At 55.5% G+C, this 14,088-nt stretch carries 19 protein-coding genes and 1 tRNA gene; 9 read left to right on the forward strand and 11 right to left on the reverse strand.

Going from position 1 to position 14,088, the window contains the following annotated elements; translation table 11 throughout:
* Positions 1–24: 24 nt before the first annotated feature.
* Positions 25–2,772 (reverse strand): bifunctional acetate--CoA ligase family protein/GNAT family N-acetyltransferase, encoded by a 2,748-nt coding sequence (locus tag F568_RS0105515; RefSeq protein WP_019017714.1) that lies wholly within the window; start codon positions 2,770–2,772, stop codon positions 25–27.
* Positions 2,773–2,878: 106 nt separating this feature from the next.
* Here F568_RS0105515 and F568_RS0105520 point away from each other — a divergent pair, with 106 nt between their 5' ends.
* From F568_RS0105520 to F568_RS0105540, 5 genes are all read left to right on the forward strand, one after another.
* Positions 2,879–3,832 (forward strand): histone deacetylase family protein, encoded by a 954-nt coding sequence (locus F568_RS0105520; protein ID WP_019017715.1) that lies wholly within the window; start codon positions 2,879–2,881, stop codon positions 3,830–3,832.
* A gap of 95 nt (positions 3,833–3,927) precedes the next feature.
* A complete protein-coding gene (locus F568_RS0105525; RefSeq protein WP_019017716.1) occupies positions 3,928–4,560 on the forward strand; it encodes a helix-turn-helix domain-containing protein in 633 nt (210 codons plus the stop codon).
* A 50-nt stretch (positions 4,561–4,610) separates the two neighbouring features.
* A complete protein-coding gene (locus F568_RS0105530; protein ID WP_019017717.1) occupies positions 4,611–4,925 on the forward strand; it encodes a DUF1244 domain-containing protein in 315 nt (104 codons plus the stop codon).
* The gene (moaB, locus tag F568_RS0105535; protein ID WP_019017718.1) at positions 4,922–5,452 is read left to right on the forward strand and encodes a molybdenum cofactor biosynthesis protein B; all 531 of its coding nucleotides are present in this window, start codon (positions 4,922–4,924) and stop codon (positions 5,450–5,452) included. The genes F568_RS0105530 and moaB overlap by 4 nt, the downstream gene beginning before the upstream one ends.
* Positions 5,445–6,671 carry a molybdopterin molybdotransferase MoeA gene (locus tag F568_RS0105540; protein WP_019017719.1) on the forward strand — a complete coding sequence of 409 codons (1,227 nt, stop codon included), beginning with the start codon at positions 5,445–5,447 and terminating at the stop codon, positions 6,669–6,671. The genes moaB and F568_RS0105540 overlap by 8 nt, the downstream gene beginning before the upstream one ends.
* 1 nt (position 6,672) lies before the next feature.
* Here F568_RS0105540 and F568_RS0105545 read toward each other — a convergent pair whose 3' ends face one another.
* The 7 genes from F568_RS0105545 to F568_RS0105575 form a co-directional block, all read right to left on the reverse strand.
* Entirely contained in the window at positions 6,673–7,221 is a 549-nt protein-coding gene (locus F568_RS0105545) for an acyl carrier protein phosphodiesterase (protein ID WP_019017720.1), read from the reverse strand.
* A 6-nt stretch (positions 7,222–7,227) separates the two neighbouring features.
* The gene (locus F568_RS0105550; RefSeq protein WP_019017721.1) at positions 7,228–7,581 is read right to left on the reverse strand and encodes a TusE/DsrC/DsvC family sulfur relay protein; all 354 of its coding nucleotides are present in this window, start codon (positions 7,579–7,581) and stop codon (positions 7,228–7,230) included.
* A complete protein-coding gene (gene tusB, locus F568_RS0105555) occupies positions 7,581–7,871 on the reverse strand; it encodes a sulfurtransferase complex subunit TusB (protein ID WP_019017722.1) in 291 nt (96 codons plus the stop codon). Before tusB ends, F568_RS0105550 begins: the two co-directional genes overlap by 1 nt.
* A gap of 17 nt (positions 7,872–7,888) precedes the next feature.
* Positions 7,889–8,260, reverse strand: a complete 372-nt coding sequence (gene tusC / locus F568_RS0105560) for a sulfurtransferase complex subunit TusC (protein WP_019017723.1) — start codon at positions 8,258–8,260, stop codon at positions 7,889–7,891.
* 14 nt (positions 8,261–8,274) lie between these two features.
* Positions 8,275–8,667, reverse strand: a complete 393-nt coding sequence (tusD, locus tag F568_RS0105565; RefSeq protein ID WP_019017724.1) for a sulfurtransferase complex subunit TusD — start codon at positions 8,665–8,667, stop codon at positions 8,275–8,277.
* 83 nt (positions 8,668–8,750) lie between these two features.
* Positions 8,751–9,416: a Bax inhibitor-1/YccA family protein gene (locus F568_RS0105570; RefSeq protein ID WP_019017725.1), complete on the reverse strand. Its 666-nt coding sequence runs from the start codon at positions 9,414–9,416 to the stop codon at positions 8,751–8,753.
* 152 nt (positions 9,417–9,568) lie between these two features.
* Positions 9,569–9,871: a hypothetical protein gene (locus tag F568_RS0105575; protein ID WP_019017726.1), complete on the reverse strand. Its 303-nt coding sequence runs from the start codon at positions 9,869–9,871 to the stop codon at positions 9,569–9,571.
* Positions 9,872–10,039: 168 nt separating this feature from the next.
* Between F568_RS0105575 and F568_RS0105580 the strand changes: the two genes are divergently transcribed.
* Positions 10,040–10,129 (forward strand) — tRNA-Ser (locus tag F568_RS0105580).
* Positions 10,130–10,469: 340 nt separating this feature from the next.
* On the opposite strand, the gene F568_RS0105585 is transcribed toward F568_RS0105580, so the two are convergent.
* Positions 10,470–11,033, reverse strand: coding sequence for a DUF4142 domain-containing protein (locus tag F568_RS0105585; RefSeq protein ID WP_019017727.1), 564 nt, complete (start codon positions 11,031–11,033; stop codon positions 10,470–10,472).
* 742 nt (positions 11,034–11,775) lie between these two features.
* Here F568_RS0105585 and F568_RS24840 point away from each other — a divergent pair.
* On the forward strand, positions 11,776–11,943 hold the full coding sequence (locus F568_RS24840) for a hypothetical protein (protein ID WP_156817356.1): 168 nt from the start codon (positions 11,776–11,778) through the stop codon (positions 11,941–11,943).
* A 259-nt stretch (positions 11,944–12,202) separates the two neighbouring features.
* Positions 12,203–12,463: a hypothetical protein gene (locus F568_RS0105595; protein WP_019017729.1), complete on the forward strand. Its 261-nt coding sequence runs from the start codon at positions 12,203–12,205 to the stop codon at positions 12,461–12,463.
* 50 nt (positions 12,464–12,513) lie between these two features.
* On the opposite strand, the gene F568_RS0105600 is transcribed toward F568_RS0105595, so the two are convergent.
* Positions 12,514–12,765 (reverse strand): hypothetical protein, encoded by a 252-nt coding sequence (locus F568_RS0105600; RefSeq protein ID WP_019017730.1) that lies wholly within the window; start codon positions 12,763–12,765, stop codon positions 12,514–12,516.
* Positions 12,766–12,805: 40 nt separating this feature from the next.
* Positions 12,806–13,381, reverse strand: coding sequence for a hypothetical protein (locus tag F568_RS0105605; protein WP_019017731.1), 576 nt, complete (start codon positions 13,379–13,381; stop codon positions 12,806–12,808).
* A gap of 196 nt (positions 13,382–13,577) precedes the next feature.
* Between F568_RS0105605 and F568_RS0105610 the strand changes: the two genes are divergently transcribed.
* Entirely contained in the window at positions 13,578–14,087 is a 510-nt protein-coding gene (locus F568_RS0105610) for a ferritin-like domain-containing protein (protein ID WP_019017732.1), read from the forward strand.
* Position 14,088: the final 1 nt, after the last annotated feature.

Raw genomic sequence — 14,088 nt, forward strand, 5'->3', positions numbered from 1 at the left:
GTTAACGACTGGCTCAGGCTATGTTCAGTACGCTTGATTTTCGAGGCGGTGCCGCTGCCATTCGCTGGTAGGTTCGTTAAGGCGCAGTACAGCATCCACGACCTGCTCTTCCATGTTGTAATGCAGGGTAAAGCCGAGATGTTTCATGAGTGCACGCATCGGATGGTTGTCCACCATGATCTTGCCGACCATTTCCAACGTACCGACACCCTTGCAATACCGGATCATCTTGTTCATGAGAGCACTTCCCAATCCTTCTCCCTGGAGATCGTCACGGATGATGATCGAGAATTCTGTGCGGATATTGTCTGGATCGTTCCAGACCCTGACGACCCCCAGCATTTCCTTGCTGCCATCGTCGCGAACGTGTTCAGCGATAAAGGCCATCTGTCGGTCATAATTGATCTGTGCCAGGATCGACAAGTCGCGCTTGGTCAGGTCGGCCTTGTTATGAAAATAGCGAAAGCGAATACTTTCTTCGGAGAGTTGGGAATGAAACCCGGTGATCAGCGGCGCATCCTCGCCCCGTATGGGACGGATTTCGACTTGCATTCCGTTTTTCAAGGTCAGCCACTCGCGCAGCTCCTCGGGGTACGGCATGATCGCGTGTCGAGCTGGCGTACCCAGGTCCATGGCAAAATCGACGGCAACCAGCCCATCACGATTGAGCAGCAGCGGGTTGATTTCGAGCCCCTTGAGTTCAGGTAGGTCGGAAGCGATCTGCGATAGCTTCACCAGTAACTGGCACACACGATCGATATCGCGTTGCGGGCTACGTGAGTGCTCCAGTATCAGTTTTGCGGCGTGCGTGTGAGATACCAGATCATTGGCGAGCGTCATGTTCAACGGTGGCAGCGCTACATGGCGATCGGCAAGCACATTAACCTTGTAACCACCAATGCCGAAGACGATGATGGGTCCGAAAATCGGATCGCGAGTAATGCCGGCGCACAACTGCATGGAATGCTTGCCACGCTGCATGGCTTGCAAGCAATAACTGTAGATACGTACGTCGGGAAACTTCTCACGTACCTTGTCGCCAAGTTGATGCACCCCCTCAGCGACCTGCTCGGGGGTGTGAAGATCCTGCAGCAATCCAGAAGACAACTTATGAGGGTGCTTACGGTACCGGTAAGGCACGCAATTGTGTTCGTGGATCACTTTCAGGGCCATGCGCCCCTCGAACTCTCCCGCACGTGCCGCCCCCTCCTCAGGGGATGACACATAACAGCTCGGTGCGGTATGAATTCCGTACGCCTCGAGGACCTTCCCGGTTTCTTCATGGGTCAGCTGGTCTCGTCCGCGCTCCTTGGCGGCCTCGATCAGACGGTGGCACCGAGTCCGAATTTCTGGAGTCGTGGCGAAGGGCAAGCTGGGAGGCGTTTCCTGCAGCAAGGCCTGGACACGCTGGTAGTTCACCATGTGCATGAATGCCTTTACCGCTTTCTCAGGAGAGATATAGGTCGGTATGCCCGCCAGATTGCACTCATGACGCGCTGACAAGGCTTCCTCGAGTCCCATCCAGCTAGTCAACAGGTTGCGCTTGAAGCGCTTGCGGTTGGCGACCAGCGCTTCTGCCGTGGTTTTCGAAGGCGCCATGCGTGTCGGGGCATGAACGACCAATACGCTATCGACGCCAGGGTCGTTAGCAACGATCTCCAAGGCCTCCACGAAGCGCTCCGGCCTTGCATTCCCGCCTAGATCGACCGGGTTGCGCCCGGGCAGGCTGACATCGAAATCCCCTTCAATCAGTGCCTGGCGAGTCTGTTCGGTAAATTCTGCCAGCTTCCCCCCCGCCGTGATGAGCTTGTCGATAGCCAGCAATGCCGGACCAAGCCCATTGGAGACGATGGCCAGACGATCCCCGCGCAGCGGCTTCATGCGCGAGAGTGTTTCCAGGGCATCGAAGAGTTCATCGGAATTATCGACACGCACCACCCCGGCACGAGCCAGTGCGGCATCGAAGATAACGTCGCGGTTGGCAACACCCGGTGTCGGGGGGGCATCGGAGAGTTCGGATTGTGGTGTGCGACCGCTCTTTATCGCCAGCACGAGCCGATTGCGTGACGCATCGCGTAACGCCGTCATGAAGTGCTGGGAGTCGAAGATGCGCTCCAGATGCAGAAGAATGGCCTGCGTAGGCGAGAATTGATTGATGTAATCGATGAGGTCGGGAAGCATCACATCGATACTGTCACCCAACGTGACCAGGTGCGAAAAGCCGATCCCACGGCCCGCTGCCCAATCGATCATGGCGTTGCCGAGCATTCCCGACTGGCCGAGGTAGGCGACGCGTCCTGGCTTGACCGGCTGGCTGGCATAAGTCGCATTGAGCTTGCGGCCAGGCACGATCAACCCAAGGCATTCAGGGCCCAGTACGCGGATCCCCGAACGCCGCGCAGCGGCCAGCATCTGCTCCCGGATCGAAGTACCATCGGCGACCTGATCGTTCAGGTAGGAGCCCCCGGAAAGCACCATGGCAGCCCGGACGCCGAAACGACCCAATTGCTGTATCAACTCCGGTACCGTTGCCACCGGCGAGCATACGATAGCCAGGTCGGGAACTTCAGGCAGGTCGGTCACACGCTTGACGCACGTCCTTTCGAAGACCTTGTCATAGCCTTTGGGATTGACGGCCCAGATAGCGCCGGGAAACCCGCTATCCTCCAGGTTACGGATGACCAATCCGCCCATGGAGTGAGGTTTTTCGGAAGCCCCGATGACTGCGAGGGTTCTCGGTTCGAAGAAATGGCGTAGAAAACGCGTGCCCACAACCTGACTCCTTGCTCATCGTCATCCCTTGTGTACGACTTATTGCCACTGTCATGCAAGCATCGGGCGCAATTAATGTCGCAGCTTATCGTTCCGGAGAGCCGCCATGATCACTTCCTTTCTTACGCACCCCCATTGTGATCTGCACCATATGGGGCCGGAACATCCGGAAAGCCCTCTGCGCCTGCAAGCCATTCTCAAGCGCATGGCGCTTGCAGGCATCCTTCAGCAGACCATGCAATCTGAAGCACGTCCGGCTACCGACGACGCTCTGTCTCGCGTGCACCCGCAGCGTCATTTGACGTCTCTTGGCAAATGCGTTCCCGAACATGGCCTGATCAACCTTGACAACGATACCTTCATGAACCCGCATAGTCTTGAAGTCGCTCGTCTGGCCGCAGGAGCCGTGGTGCGGGGTATCGATCAGGTCTACCGGCACCAGGCCGACAATGTTTTCTGTGCAGTGCGCCCACCGGGGCACCATGCCGAAGCCACTGAAGCCATGGGGTTCTGTTTCTACAACAATGTGGCCGTCGGTGCCGCCCATGCACGCGCCAAGTATGGTGTGAAACGCTTGGCCATCCTCGACTTCGATGTACATCAGTGCAACGGTACGATCGATATTTTCTCCGACGACCCCGACGTACTGATCTGCACCAGTTACCAGTACCCTTTTTATCCTTGGCGCTACTTGCGCCCTGAGGCAGATAATGTGATCTGCACACCGCTGGATGCCGGTACCGACAGTCTGGCCTTCCGGCGCAGGATCGAACGGGACTGGCTTCCTGCCCTGCAGGCCCATCGACCAGAGCTGATTCTCGTCTCGGCCGGCTTCGATGCCCATCGTGCCGATCCGATGGCCAATCTGTGCCTCGAAGACGAGGATTATCACTGGATCACCACGCTGATAATGGATATGGCACGCGTTTATGCCGGCAATCGACTGGTCTCGGTACTGGAAGGAGGCTATGACCTGGACGCATTGGGCAGGAGCGCAACTGCCCATGTCCAGGCGCTGCTGGGGCTGCCCTATACCCAGGAAGAGAAAAAGGCCATTTGACACGGGAAGGCTTATCGTCCGTCCATGGCAAGGCCCCCTTGTCGCGAGCTGCTGTGATAGGATCGAGGAAAATTAATTTCCTATAGTGAACCGACATGTCAGCCAATACCGATCAAGAGGCGGCGCTTCGCATCGCCTCGGGTCGCAAGCCATTTGTAGAGCCACTGAGGCTGGGTGAAAGGCTCAAAGAAATACGCCTGGCCAATCAGTGGACGCTGGAGGATGTCAGCCAGCGTACCGGGCTGGCCCGCTCAACCTTGTCCAAGATCGAAAACGATCAGATTTCACCGACATTCACGGCGGTACAGAAATTGATCGGCGGGCTGGGCATCGACCTGCCCCAGTTACTCAGCCCGCCCAAGCCGCAGAGCCGAACCTTCGGGCGTCGAGACCTGACCCGGACCGGTGAAGGCCAGCAGCACCCTACTCCGACTTATGAACACGAGTTATTGTCCTGGCAACTAGCGCAAAAGCGCATGATTCCTTTCAAAACCATAGTCAGGGCGCGGAGTTTTGAGGAGTTCTCCGAATGGGTGCGCCACGATGGAGAAGAGTTTCTCATCGTTCTCGAAGGCACCATTCGGCTATATACCGAGTTCTACGAGCCACTGGAACTCGAACGGGGCGACAGCATCTACTTTGACAGTGACATGGGTCACGCCCTGGTATCCACGAGCGACCACGATGCCGTCGTACTCTCTGTATGTACACGTGGCGATGCAAGCTAGGCCGACCCGATTGTCATCTACACCCATCTCAATCAGGGAGCATTCTGCGCATGCAGCAATTGGACGATGCGACACGCACCGAACTGGAAGCGGCTGCCTTTCGACGCCTGCTTCAGCATCTGGACGCCAACAAGGACGTTCAGAACATAGATCTCATGATCCTGGCGGACTTCTGCCGTAACTGCCTTTCCAAATGGTTGGTTGCTGCCGCGCAGGAGCGTGGTACCGAACTCGACTATGAGTCGGCACGTGAGTATGTCTATGGTATGCCCTACAGCGAATGGAAGGACCACTACCAGCAGCCCGCAACACCGGAACAGCTCGCGGCGCTTGAAGCTCGTCAGAAAGCCAAGGAGCGTTCATGAGTGATGATGGTAATGCTTTCGTCCCTCTGAATATTGCGGTATTGACGATTTCCGATACACGTACCGAAGACACCGATCGCTCGGGTCAGGCGTTGGCGGAGAGCCTGACGGCGGCAGGCCATCGTCTGGCCGAGAAGCGAATTGTCGTCGACGATGTGTATCGTATACGCGCTGTGGTTGCCGAGTGGATCGCAGACCCGGAAGTCCAGGCCGTGCTGACTACCGGCGGAACCGGTTTTACCGGACGGGATTCTACACCGGAAGCCATTAGCGTCCTGCTAGACAAGAAAATCGAAGGTTTCGGGGAGTTGTTTCGCCACCTTTCCTGGCAGGAAATTGGTAGCTCTACCATCCAGAGCCGCTGCCTGGGCGGGTTGGCCAATGCCACGGTAGTCTTTTGCCTGCCTGGATCCACGGGCGCTTGCCGCACCGCCTGGAATGGCATCCTCCGTGAGCAACTGGATAGCCGCCATAAGCCCTGCAACTATGCCAATCTGGTTATTCCCGGGCGAGGAACCCATGGCTAAGCAACAAGGCTCTGGCCTTCAAAGTGTGGAGGCGGCGCTCAACGCCCTGCTCGACGGCGTTGAAGCGCTTTCCAGCGAGACGGTTTCCGTCGAGCATGCCGGCAGCCGAGTATTGGCAGAAAGCGTGGCCGCAGAGCGGGATGTTCCTCCCGCCGACAATAGCGCTATGGATGGCTATGCCCTGCGTCTTAGCGATGCCGGAAAGACACTGCCGGTCAGCCAGCGAGTGGCAGCCGGAACGCCTCCCGTGCCGCTGGCACCAAGTAGTTGCGCTCGGATCTTTACCGGGAGCGAAATCCCTGCCGGCGCGGACTGCGTTGTCATGCAGGAAGCGATAGAAGAGACGCCGGAGGGTATCCGTTTCCCCGCGAGTATCCCTGAAGGCAACAACATTCGTAGGCGCGGATGCGATGTTGCGTCTGGCAGTACACTACTGAGCGCAGGCAGCCGCCTAGAGGCGGCTGCACTCGGCCATCTCGCCGGCCAGGGCATTACCGGTGTCAGTGTGCGTCGTCGTCCACGGGTCGCCCTGCTCTTTACCGGTGACGAACTCGTCGATCCGGGCAAACCATTGATGCCAGGACAGATATACAACTCCAATCGTCCTATGCTGCAACGGTTGCTCGAGCGATTCGGTGCCGAGGTCGTCATGGCAGGGCCCGTACCCGACTGCTACGAAGCGACGTGCGACAGGCTGCGCCAAGCCGCCGAAGGGGCCGATGTGGTGGTCACGACTGGCGGCGTTAGCGTCGGAGAGGAAGATCACGTAAAGCATGCGCTCGACGCGCTTGGCACACTGGACTTGTGGCGCCTGGCAATGCGTCCGGGGAAGCCGCTGGCCCTGGGGCGCCTGCCTCGCGAAAAGGACAGTACACAGGTCCGGTTCGTGGGGTTGCCGGGTAACCCGGTATCAAGCTACGTGGGCGCGTGGCTGTTCCTCCGCCCCCTGATGGGACACCTGCTCGGTTGTCCTGTACTCCAGTCCCTGCCACGAGTCTATGCCAGTGCAGGTTTTGACGCGCACACCCAAGCTAGGCGGCATTACATGCGAGTCAGCTTGGAATTTGGTCAGGACAGAATCGTGGCTCATGCCTTTGCCGATCAGAGCTCCAATGTGCTCTCTTCGTGTATCGATGCCGATGCCCTGGCCATCGTGCCGCCGTTTTCAGACATTGCCGCAGGCGATAGGTTGGAATGTCTGTGGTTGATGGGACACTGACTCAACGCATCAAGCGGGCGCTGATATCTGGCCACAGGCGATGGAAATTCTCTTCCAGCGCAGCATAATCATCTTCCAGCCAAGGAATCAGTTCCGCCAATCGGTTGGGGCCGCTCAGTCGGCGGCCCAGCCCGGCCACAGCATTACATGTGAAATCGAAGTCGGCATAGCCACGCAGCCAGTCTTGAGCCAACATCACCGGTACCATGCCACTCAGGCGCGCCGGTGCCTGCCGTCTACCTAGCACACGGTAAGAACGTTCAATGATGGTGTCGTCGCCGAGATCGCGGGAAAGAAAGTGATCCCAGACCATGTCCAGTGCCACCCCAGCAAAGCGCCTGCCATTACGCGGTGCCCTGGCGCGGGCAGTCAGCACCTCCGGGTGCATATCGACCGTGGCATCGACGCGTCGGTGATGTCGAATACCAAGGGCTATTTCATCAGGCCAGGCACTCAGATCGCTTCCCTTAACGCCATCGGCGATCAGGTTGCCGAAGAGAAAGTCATCGCTGCCGCCCTTGGCGAGTAACGCATGCGCGAGGAAATTCACAAGCTCTCAGAGACAGTTGGTAGGTTTCGGCAGGCCGGCAATACGTGCGGCTACCTTGGCGGGACTCTCCGGGAAGAGTTTCATCAGGTGCAGGGACTTGCCTTTATCCGGTCCAAGCGCCTGCCCCACGGCCTTGACCAACGGGCGCATGGCCGGTGCCATTTCGTAACGCCTGTAGAAGTCTCGCAGTACCTCAATGACCTCCCAGTGCTCCTCGGTTAGTACGCGCCCTTCCCTGACTGCCAGCGCATGTGCCACCTCTGGCGTCCAGTCCTCCAGGTCAGCCAGATATCCTTCGGGATCTAGCGCAATAACTCGGCCATCGACCGTGATGCCGTAACTGTTTGCCTGTGCCGTCATCAGTACCAGCTCACCGTTTGCGTTGCCTGCTCCGTTAGCGCCACGAAGCCATCCATATCGACAAGTTCGATCGTTGCGTCATGTCTATTCTCGAGCCCTCTCGAGACCAGGTCTTCTTTAAGGGCGAAGACACGTCCTTGGATCGAAGTGAACTCATCGGCCAACGGACCCACCGCACCATATACTCCATCCTCGATAAGAAGCAGCCAGTCATTGTCGCCCATGGCACGCAGCGTATCGAGCGGAACCCGACTGGATGCCGGAGAACGATTGAGTATATGCAACAGCATGCCGTCCTTCCTCACGGTTAGAAGTTGTAGATCGATGAGTGCCGGGCAAAGATCTCGGGTAACGTGGCGTCATCGATCAGGCTGACAGGAAGCTGCAGATCGTCGGCAGTCAGCCCCCGCTGTGTCAGGGCCTTGCCATCGACAAGTATCATGTCGATATCGTACATCTCCAGCATATCCAAGGTAGGATGCGTTCCTTTCTGGCCGAGTGGCCCATGCTGTTGTCCGGTAGCCAGGGCTAACACACCATCCCCGAGAAAGAGCAGGTGAACTTTTTTGCCCAATGCGGCACCGACCAGGGCCACGTCCAACCCTTCTCGCAGCCAGCTACTGCCATGCGGGGCATGCCGCAGCACAACGAGCATGGAATTATCAGTCGTATCGCTCATGCCTGTTACTTCCGCTACGGAGAGAATGTGACCAGCCGATCATGATTGCTATGAACATCTAGCAGTTGGCCGAGTCCAGTCAGTTCGAAAGGCGACTCGACGGCGTACCCTGCCTTGCCATGGCGTCGTGCCTCGCGTTCATCGATGATGCCTCGTCGCAATGCCGCTGCGATACACACCAGCAGTGATGTACCGTGGTCTTCATGCAACCGACGCCACGCCTCTACCAGATGGGGCTCGTCCTGTGGTGGTGTTGCCAGCCGCGACGCATTGTAGACACCATCATGGTAGAAGAAGATTGTACCCAGTGTATGCCCTCGGGCAATCAAGGCATGGGCAAACCGTAGGGCAGAGTGAGCGGCTTGCTGGCTATAGGGGGCTCCCTGTACCAGTAGCGCGTAGTTCATTCTGTCTCCCTCTCGCCATTGTAAAAGATATGGCCCCGTCCATGCGGACGGGGCCATATCAATAATAACCTGACTGTATCTGATCAGTCGTCATTCATGATGCCGAGCAGAGACAACAGGCTGATAAACAGGTTGTAGATCGATACGTAGAGCGTAATCGTAGCCAGGATATAGTTTGTTTCACCTGCACGATGCACGATCTCGCTCGTCTGATAGAGGATGACTGCGGACGAGAACAACACGAATCCGGCAGAGACCGCCAGAGCCAGTGCGGCAATGTCAAATATCATCGCTACGACCATGGCGAGAATCAGGACAATCGCGCCGGCCATCAGGAAGTTGCCCAGGAAGCTGAAATCCTTGCGTGTCAGCAAGGCAACGGCGGACAAGCCAACGAATGTCGCTCCCGTCATGGCCAGGGCAGTCATAACCAGTTGCGCGCCATTGGGTATCGACAGGTACAGACTCAGGACTGGTCCTAGCGTAAAGCCCATGAAGCCGGTAAAAGCAAAAGCCGACAGTAGTCCGGCTGCCGAATTCGCCGTCTTGTGTACAAGGAACATCAAACCATAGGCACCGATGAAGAATACGAAGATGTTCATCTGGCCGACGCCCATGGCCATGGCTGCTCCAGCCGTCACCGCTGAGAACAGCAGTGTCATAGCCAGCAGCATATAAGTATTGCGCAATACCCTGTTGGTACTGACCGCGCTCGTCTGGCGTTCGGTCACCTGCGACTGATAGGCCATTGATTAGGCTCCCCTGTGTAGTTGCTACCGTTAGAGCAAGAATGCCGCCTTCTGGTTCCCTATGCAAGTTGCTGAAACACTGGCCATGCACATAAAAATACGGGAGTCCCGTTATTCGTGGGACTCCCTTCGCAGGCTTATGAAAGAACAAGTCAGAATTGCTTGAAATGGTGGCCGCGCTGCTCAAAAGTCTCGAGTTGAGATAACGTTTGGACGGCGGAGCGCAAACATTCCGAATCGTTGGGGTCGTCGACTTCCACAAGCAACAGATTGGGTGCTCCCTCACTGTTGTGCGCATCGCTGGCGGGTGTCACTGGCAACTGCTGCAGGTCACTCATCAGTTCAACATAGCGATGATCGTCATCGTGTCGACCTACTGCGCCAATGATATGGATATTCGCCAACTGGAGCTCCTTGGCTTGCTCTATGGGCACCCGTACGGTACTTCCTGACATGAGCTTCTCCTTGGTTACTTAGGTGCCTCTACAGGCTGGCCCGACTAGCTCGTCTTCGCCACAATTTTTTGTCCTTCTCCCAGATCCGTTTCATTGGCATTAAGCCCATGATTGCCAACGGCCTCTTGACGAATTCTGAAAAGTTGGTAGTATGCAACGCCGTGAGCCGGAGGGATGGCAGAGCGGTTGAATGCACCGGTCTTGAAAACCGGCAAGGGTTAACGCCCTTCCAGGGTTCGAATCCCTGTCCCTCCGCCACTTGAATATCGAGCCCCGAGAATCAGTAGCCTACTGAACTCGGGGCTTTTTCTTGCCCGGCTTTCCCAATCAAGTGTTACATTGGGAGGCTATGAAGACCGTCAAAGTTACTGTGTATCATCGTGGTACCAAGCACTACCACCGAGTCACCGTTTCCGAACGACATCAGGCCGACCTCCCCCAAAATTGAAGAAAGCCTCCCTTCGCACTTACGAATACCGGCGAGGCGTTTCGTCGTAGCCACGTGGCAGCAGTCTAAAGACGTTCACACCCATCAGCTTTGGCATCAGCAGTACATTCCCATCAAGAACTGACTGACTATTCTCGCATGCTGGGCTTGCTATAGGCCCTGTTGCGCTAGATCCCGATGATGCTGCAGCTTGGGAATGGCCTGTTCGAGTAGCTGCGTGACTTCACGCTGTTCTGCATTCGGCAGCAACTGATTGCGCACCGTATCCAACGCCACGTTGTGTAACTCGACCTGCTTCTCAAGATAAGTTTGATTGAATTCCGGCCCGGAAAGCTCCGCCAACGTTTCGCGAATTTGCTCTGCCTGGAACTGTATGCCTTCGCTGAGTGATGTACCTTCAAGCCTCACCCCGAGCATTTGCGCAGCATTGGCAATGCGCTGGTCAGAGGCCGTGTGGTCTTCGATGATGGTCTGTGCTGTCTGTTGAACTTGGGGATTAGCTGACCTTTGTAATGCCAACTGAGCCTGATTGATTTCTCCCATATTGATAACGTGCAACACTTGCAGAATTTCGGCACTCGACAACGGCTCTGATACTTCTGCCGCGGCCGTGGTTACCGGCTTATTTGGAAAGCTACAGCCTGTAATACCTAGCGCGAATAGCCCGGCCAGTACTGCCCCACCCACACGTGTAGGCACGATGCGACTTTGCATTATAACCTCCTTTGCTGAACCGACATCCTACTCGGGTGCCCCTGTCCCTTTTGCTTCAGTATCCTTAGTGCCTCATATGGCTAACGCCAACTGAAGGGATAGTCCACTAAACACGTTCCCGCAAAGGCCACACGCACCCATAGAGGCAGGTGCTTTTATTTTGGAACTTCCAAACCGGGTCTGCCCAACCAAGGCGGCCTGGTTCCTAACGCAAGGAAACGATCATGCTAAAGAGGCTCCCTCGCCGCCTTCTTGGCCAAAGAGCGGATAGCATGACTTAAGCAGTATGGGTTGACGGTGAAAAGCCCTTTTCGCAAGCAGGGTGCTTTCCCATACCAAGGTTTGACTCAAGGTGATGGCTTTCGTGCCGATGTATATAAAGCAGACCAATCAAAGACTTGGTACGGATTGTTAAGTACCGGTCAATCATGAGTGACCAACGCAGGGTAACCTCTATGAACGGCATGTTTGATGAAAAACACGAAAAGCTCATGTCCTTGAGATTCGAACGAGATGACTGGCGCCGTCGTGCAGAGACTGCTGAACGGCAGCTTCGCGAAGTACAGCGCCAACTTGAAGAAGCCAGCCAACAGCACTCGCAAGATAGGGTTACGGAAGCCTAAAGATACCCACCAGAGGAATAGGTTTTACCTAACCTCTTGGTAGAACCATACGCTTTCCAAGTCGCTCTGCCTGACCTATATTTATTAGCGAGCTAATAAATACTCGGAAGGTAACGATCATGAAAACGCTCAATAGAATTCTCACGATGCTGGCCACAATTGTTTTGTCCGCGCTTCCGCTGACGGCAAGCGCGGAAACCAGTCGAAAAGAACCGACCAGCAGCTACGAGGAAACTAATTGCTTGGAGCGAGAGTACAGCTCACGCACCGTAGAGAAAAAACCTTGAAGTAGCACTTTTTGGTCGCATTCCTGTCGCCCGATAATTCTTGACAGGTGATCGTAGTGAGCTCGGTTGCAGCGCACATCCGGGTCCGGACGTGCGCTGCTCTTTGCCTGAACACGCTAGTTGTAAGAAATTACATTTCTGATTCTAACGTATTGAGTATCTTGACTACCTTGGTAACGGTTACCGTAAGCTACTGGCATCGGAAGCCAGTCATCTTCTGGTCTCATGCCTCGAGTCAGCAAGTTCCAAGGAGCCCACTATGCCTACATTTGTGATCCAGAAAGATTACGAAACCGGAGACACCAACGCCCCAGGCGGCACTTTCCAGGTCATTGCGCTTGAGGATGAAAACGGAAATGACCTGATGGACGATTTCGGCATAGATCCCAGCACGCTCTACCCCATCGACACTGGTGACGCTGAAATCGTCAGTCAGATCGGTACTGTGCTAGAGCTTGACCCCGCCGACATCGAGTTAGAAGAGTCGGGCCCTAGCACCCCCCTGTATCGCAGCGAGTAATCGGCAAGGCCGAGTGCGAAAGTGCACTCGGCCTTGGCTTGTTCAGTCACTCATGGGGTGGAATCACGGTCAGTGAGATCTGAGCTGTCGTAGTCCTGATTGTCGTCCGGGTCAGACCCCGGCTCCGATGAGGTGCTTGCTTCGAATTGTCTTGCGGCCTCAATGGCTTCAGGTTCAGTCTCATGGCGTGAGACTTCTCGCGGGCTATCCGGCATAGTGACGTCAACGACTCGCCATCCTGAAATCAGATAATGCTCTCCGCGATCCTCCTTGATCGGTTCAACTCGTGCGGTATGAGTCATGGAAAAACCTCCTTGTTGCCGGTGTGAATTCCTTTATCGTTCAGCTTGTGAAATCAGGCTCAGTGAAGCATGGCCGATGTAACAGCCCTTGCAAAGCACGACAACGTGCGGCCAAGTCAGCGTCACATGCCTGCTGATCCCTTCCTTGCCCCATCAGGAACAGGTCCATTATCCAGCCTTGCACATGTTCTTCTCGAAGAACAGCGCGCTGCAGTTCAAGCTGAGCCAGATCTTCATGAGCACAAAATAGCGTATTGCCGTGCAAGGTTTCGAGTAGCTGCCCTGCAAACCTCAAGCATCGGTCAAAATCCTGAAACCACGCGCGATCGCGAAATATCAAGCCAACAGCAACTACGTGGGCCATTTGCCCTTCATAGTCGTGGTAGCTCGTGTCTATCCTGACCGACTCGAATATGCCATCCGGTGCGTTGATGGTTTCAAGCAGCTTTCTCAAGGCGGGTTGGCCTTCGACCTCGGGAATCAAGCCTATCTGCTCTGGAGCCTGAACCAGCGAGCGGTATGGATGTATGGTGCCCTCGGCATACGCCTCTGTCCCGTAGGGTATTTGTAGCGTTTCATCGTCAAGTGTCAGTCTGATACATACTTTTCTTGGCATACCCTCTCCTGGCATTTCGAACACACATACTTAGCAATAATACTTCACATTGCGGCACACAATATTACTTGCCAGCTTGGCGTTCTCTGCCTGCACTTATGCCTAGTCAGGGCGAGAGTGATCGCTAGCCTATAAGCTCGTCCTGCTGGTTTCATCTATGATATCGAAAGGAAGCTGACAAGCTAGGGAGAGTGACATGAGAGTAATAGAAAAACATTTGATCGAGTGGCTCCGTGATGCTCACGCCATGGAGCAGCAAGCAGAACAGATGATGAAGGGGCAAAAAAGCCGGATCGAGAACTATCCTGAAGTAGTGATGCAGCTAGAAAAGCACATTCAGGAAACCCAGAACCAGGCCAAGCAGCTCGAGAGCTGCATGGCTCGCTACGATGAAGGCCCCTCAGCAGTAAAAGACATGTCTGGCAGGATGACAGCCATGGGCCAAGCCATTAGTGGTTTGTTTACAGGCGATGAAATCGTCAAGGGTTGCCTGGCTTGGCATACCTTCGAGCAGTTCGAGATCTCTTCGTACAATGTTCTCATCCAAACGGCAGAAGCAGCCGGTGACGTTGAAACAAAACGGATTTGTGAGGCGATCCTGAAGGAAGAAGAGGCAATGGCCGATTGGCTGAAAAATAATACACCGATGGTGGTTCAGCAGTATCTCCAGCGCGATGAAGCACCAGGTGTCGATGCCAAGCATTAAA

This window comes from Modicisalibacter luteus DSM 23508 (genome assembly GCF_000378505.1).
Lineage (GTDB): Bacteria > Pseudomonadota > Gammaproteobacteria > Pseudomonadales > Halomonadaceae > Modicisalibacter > Modicisalibacter luteus.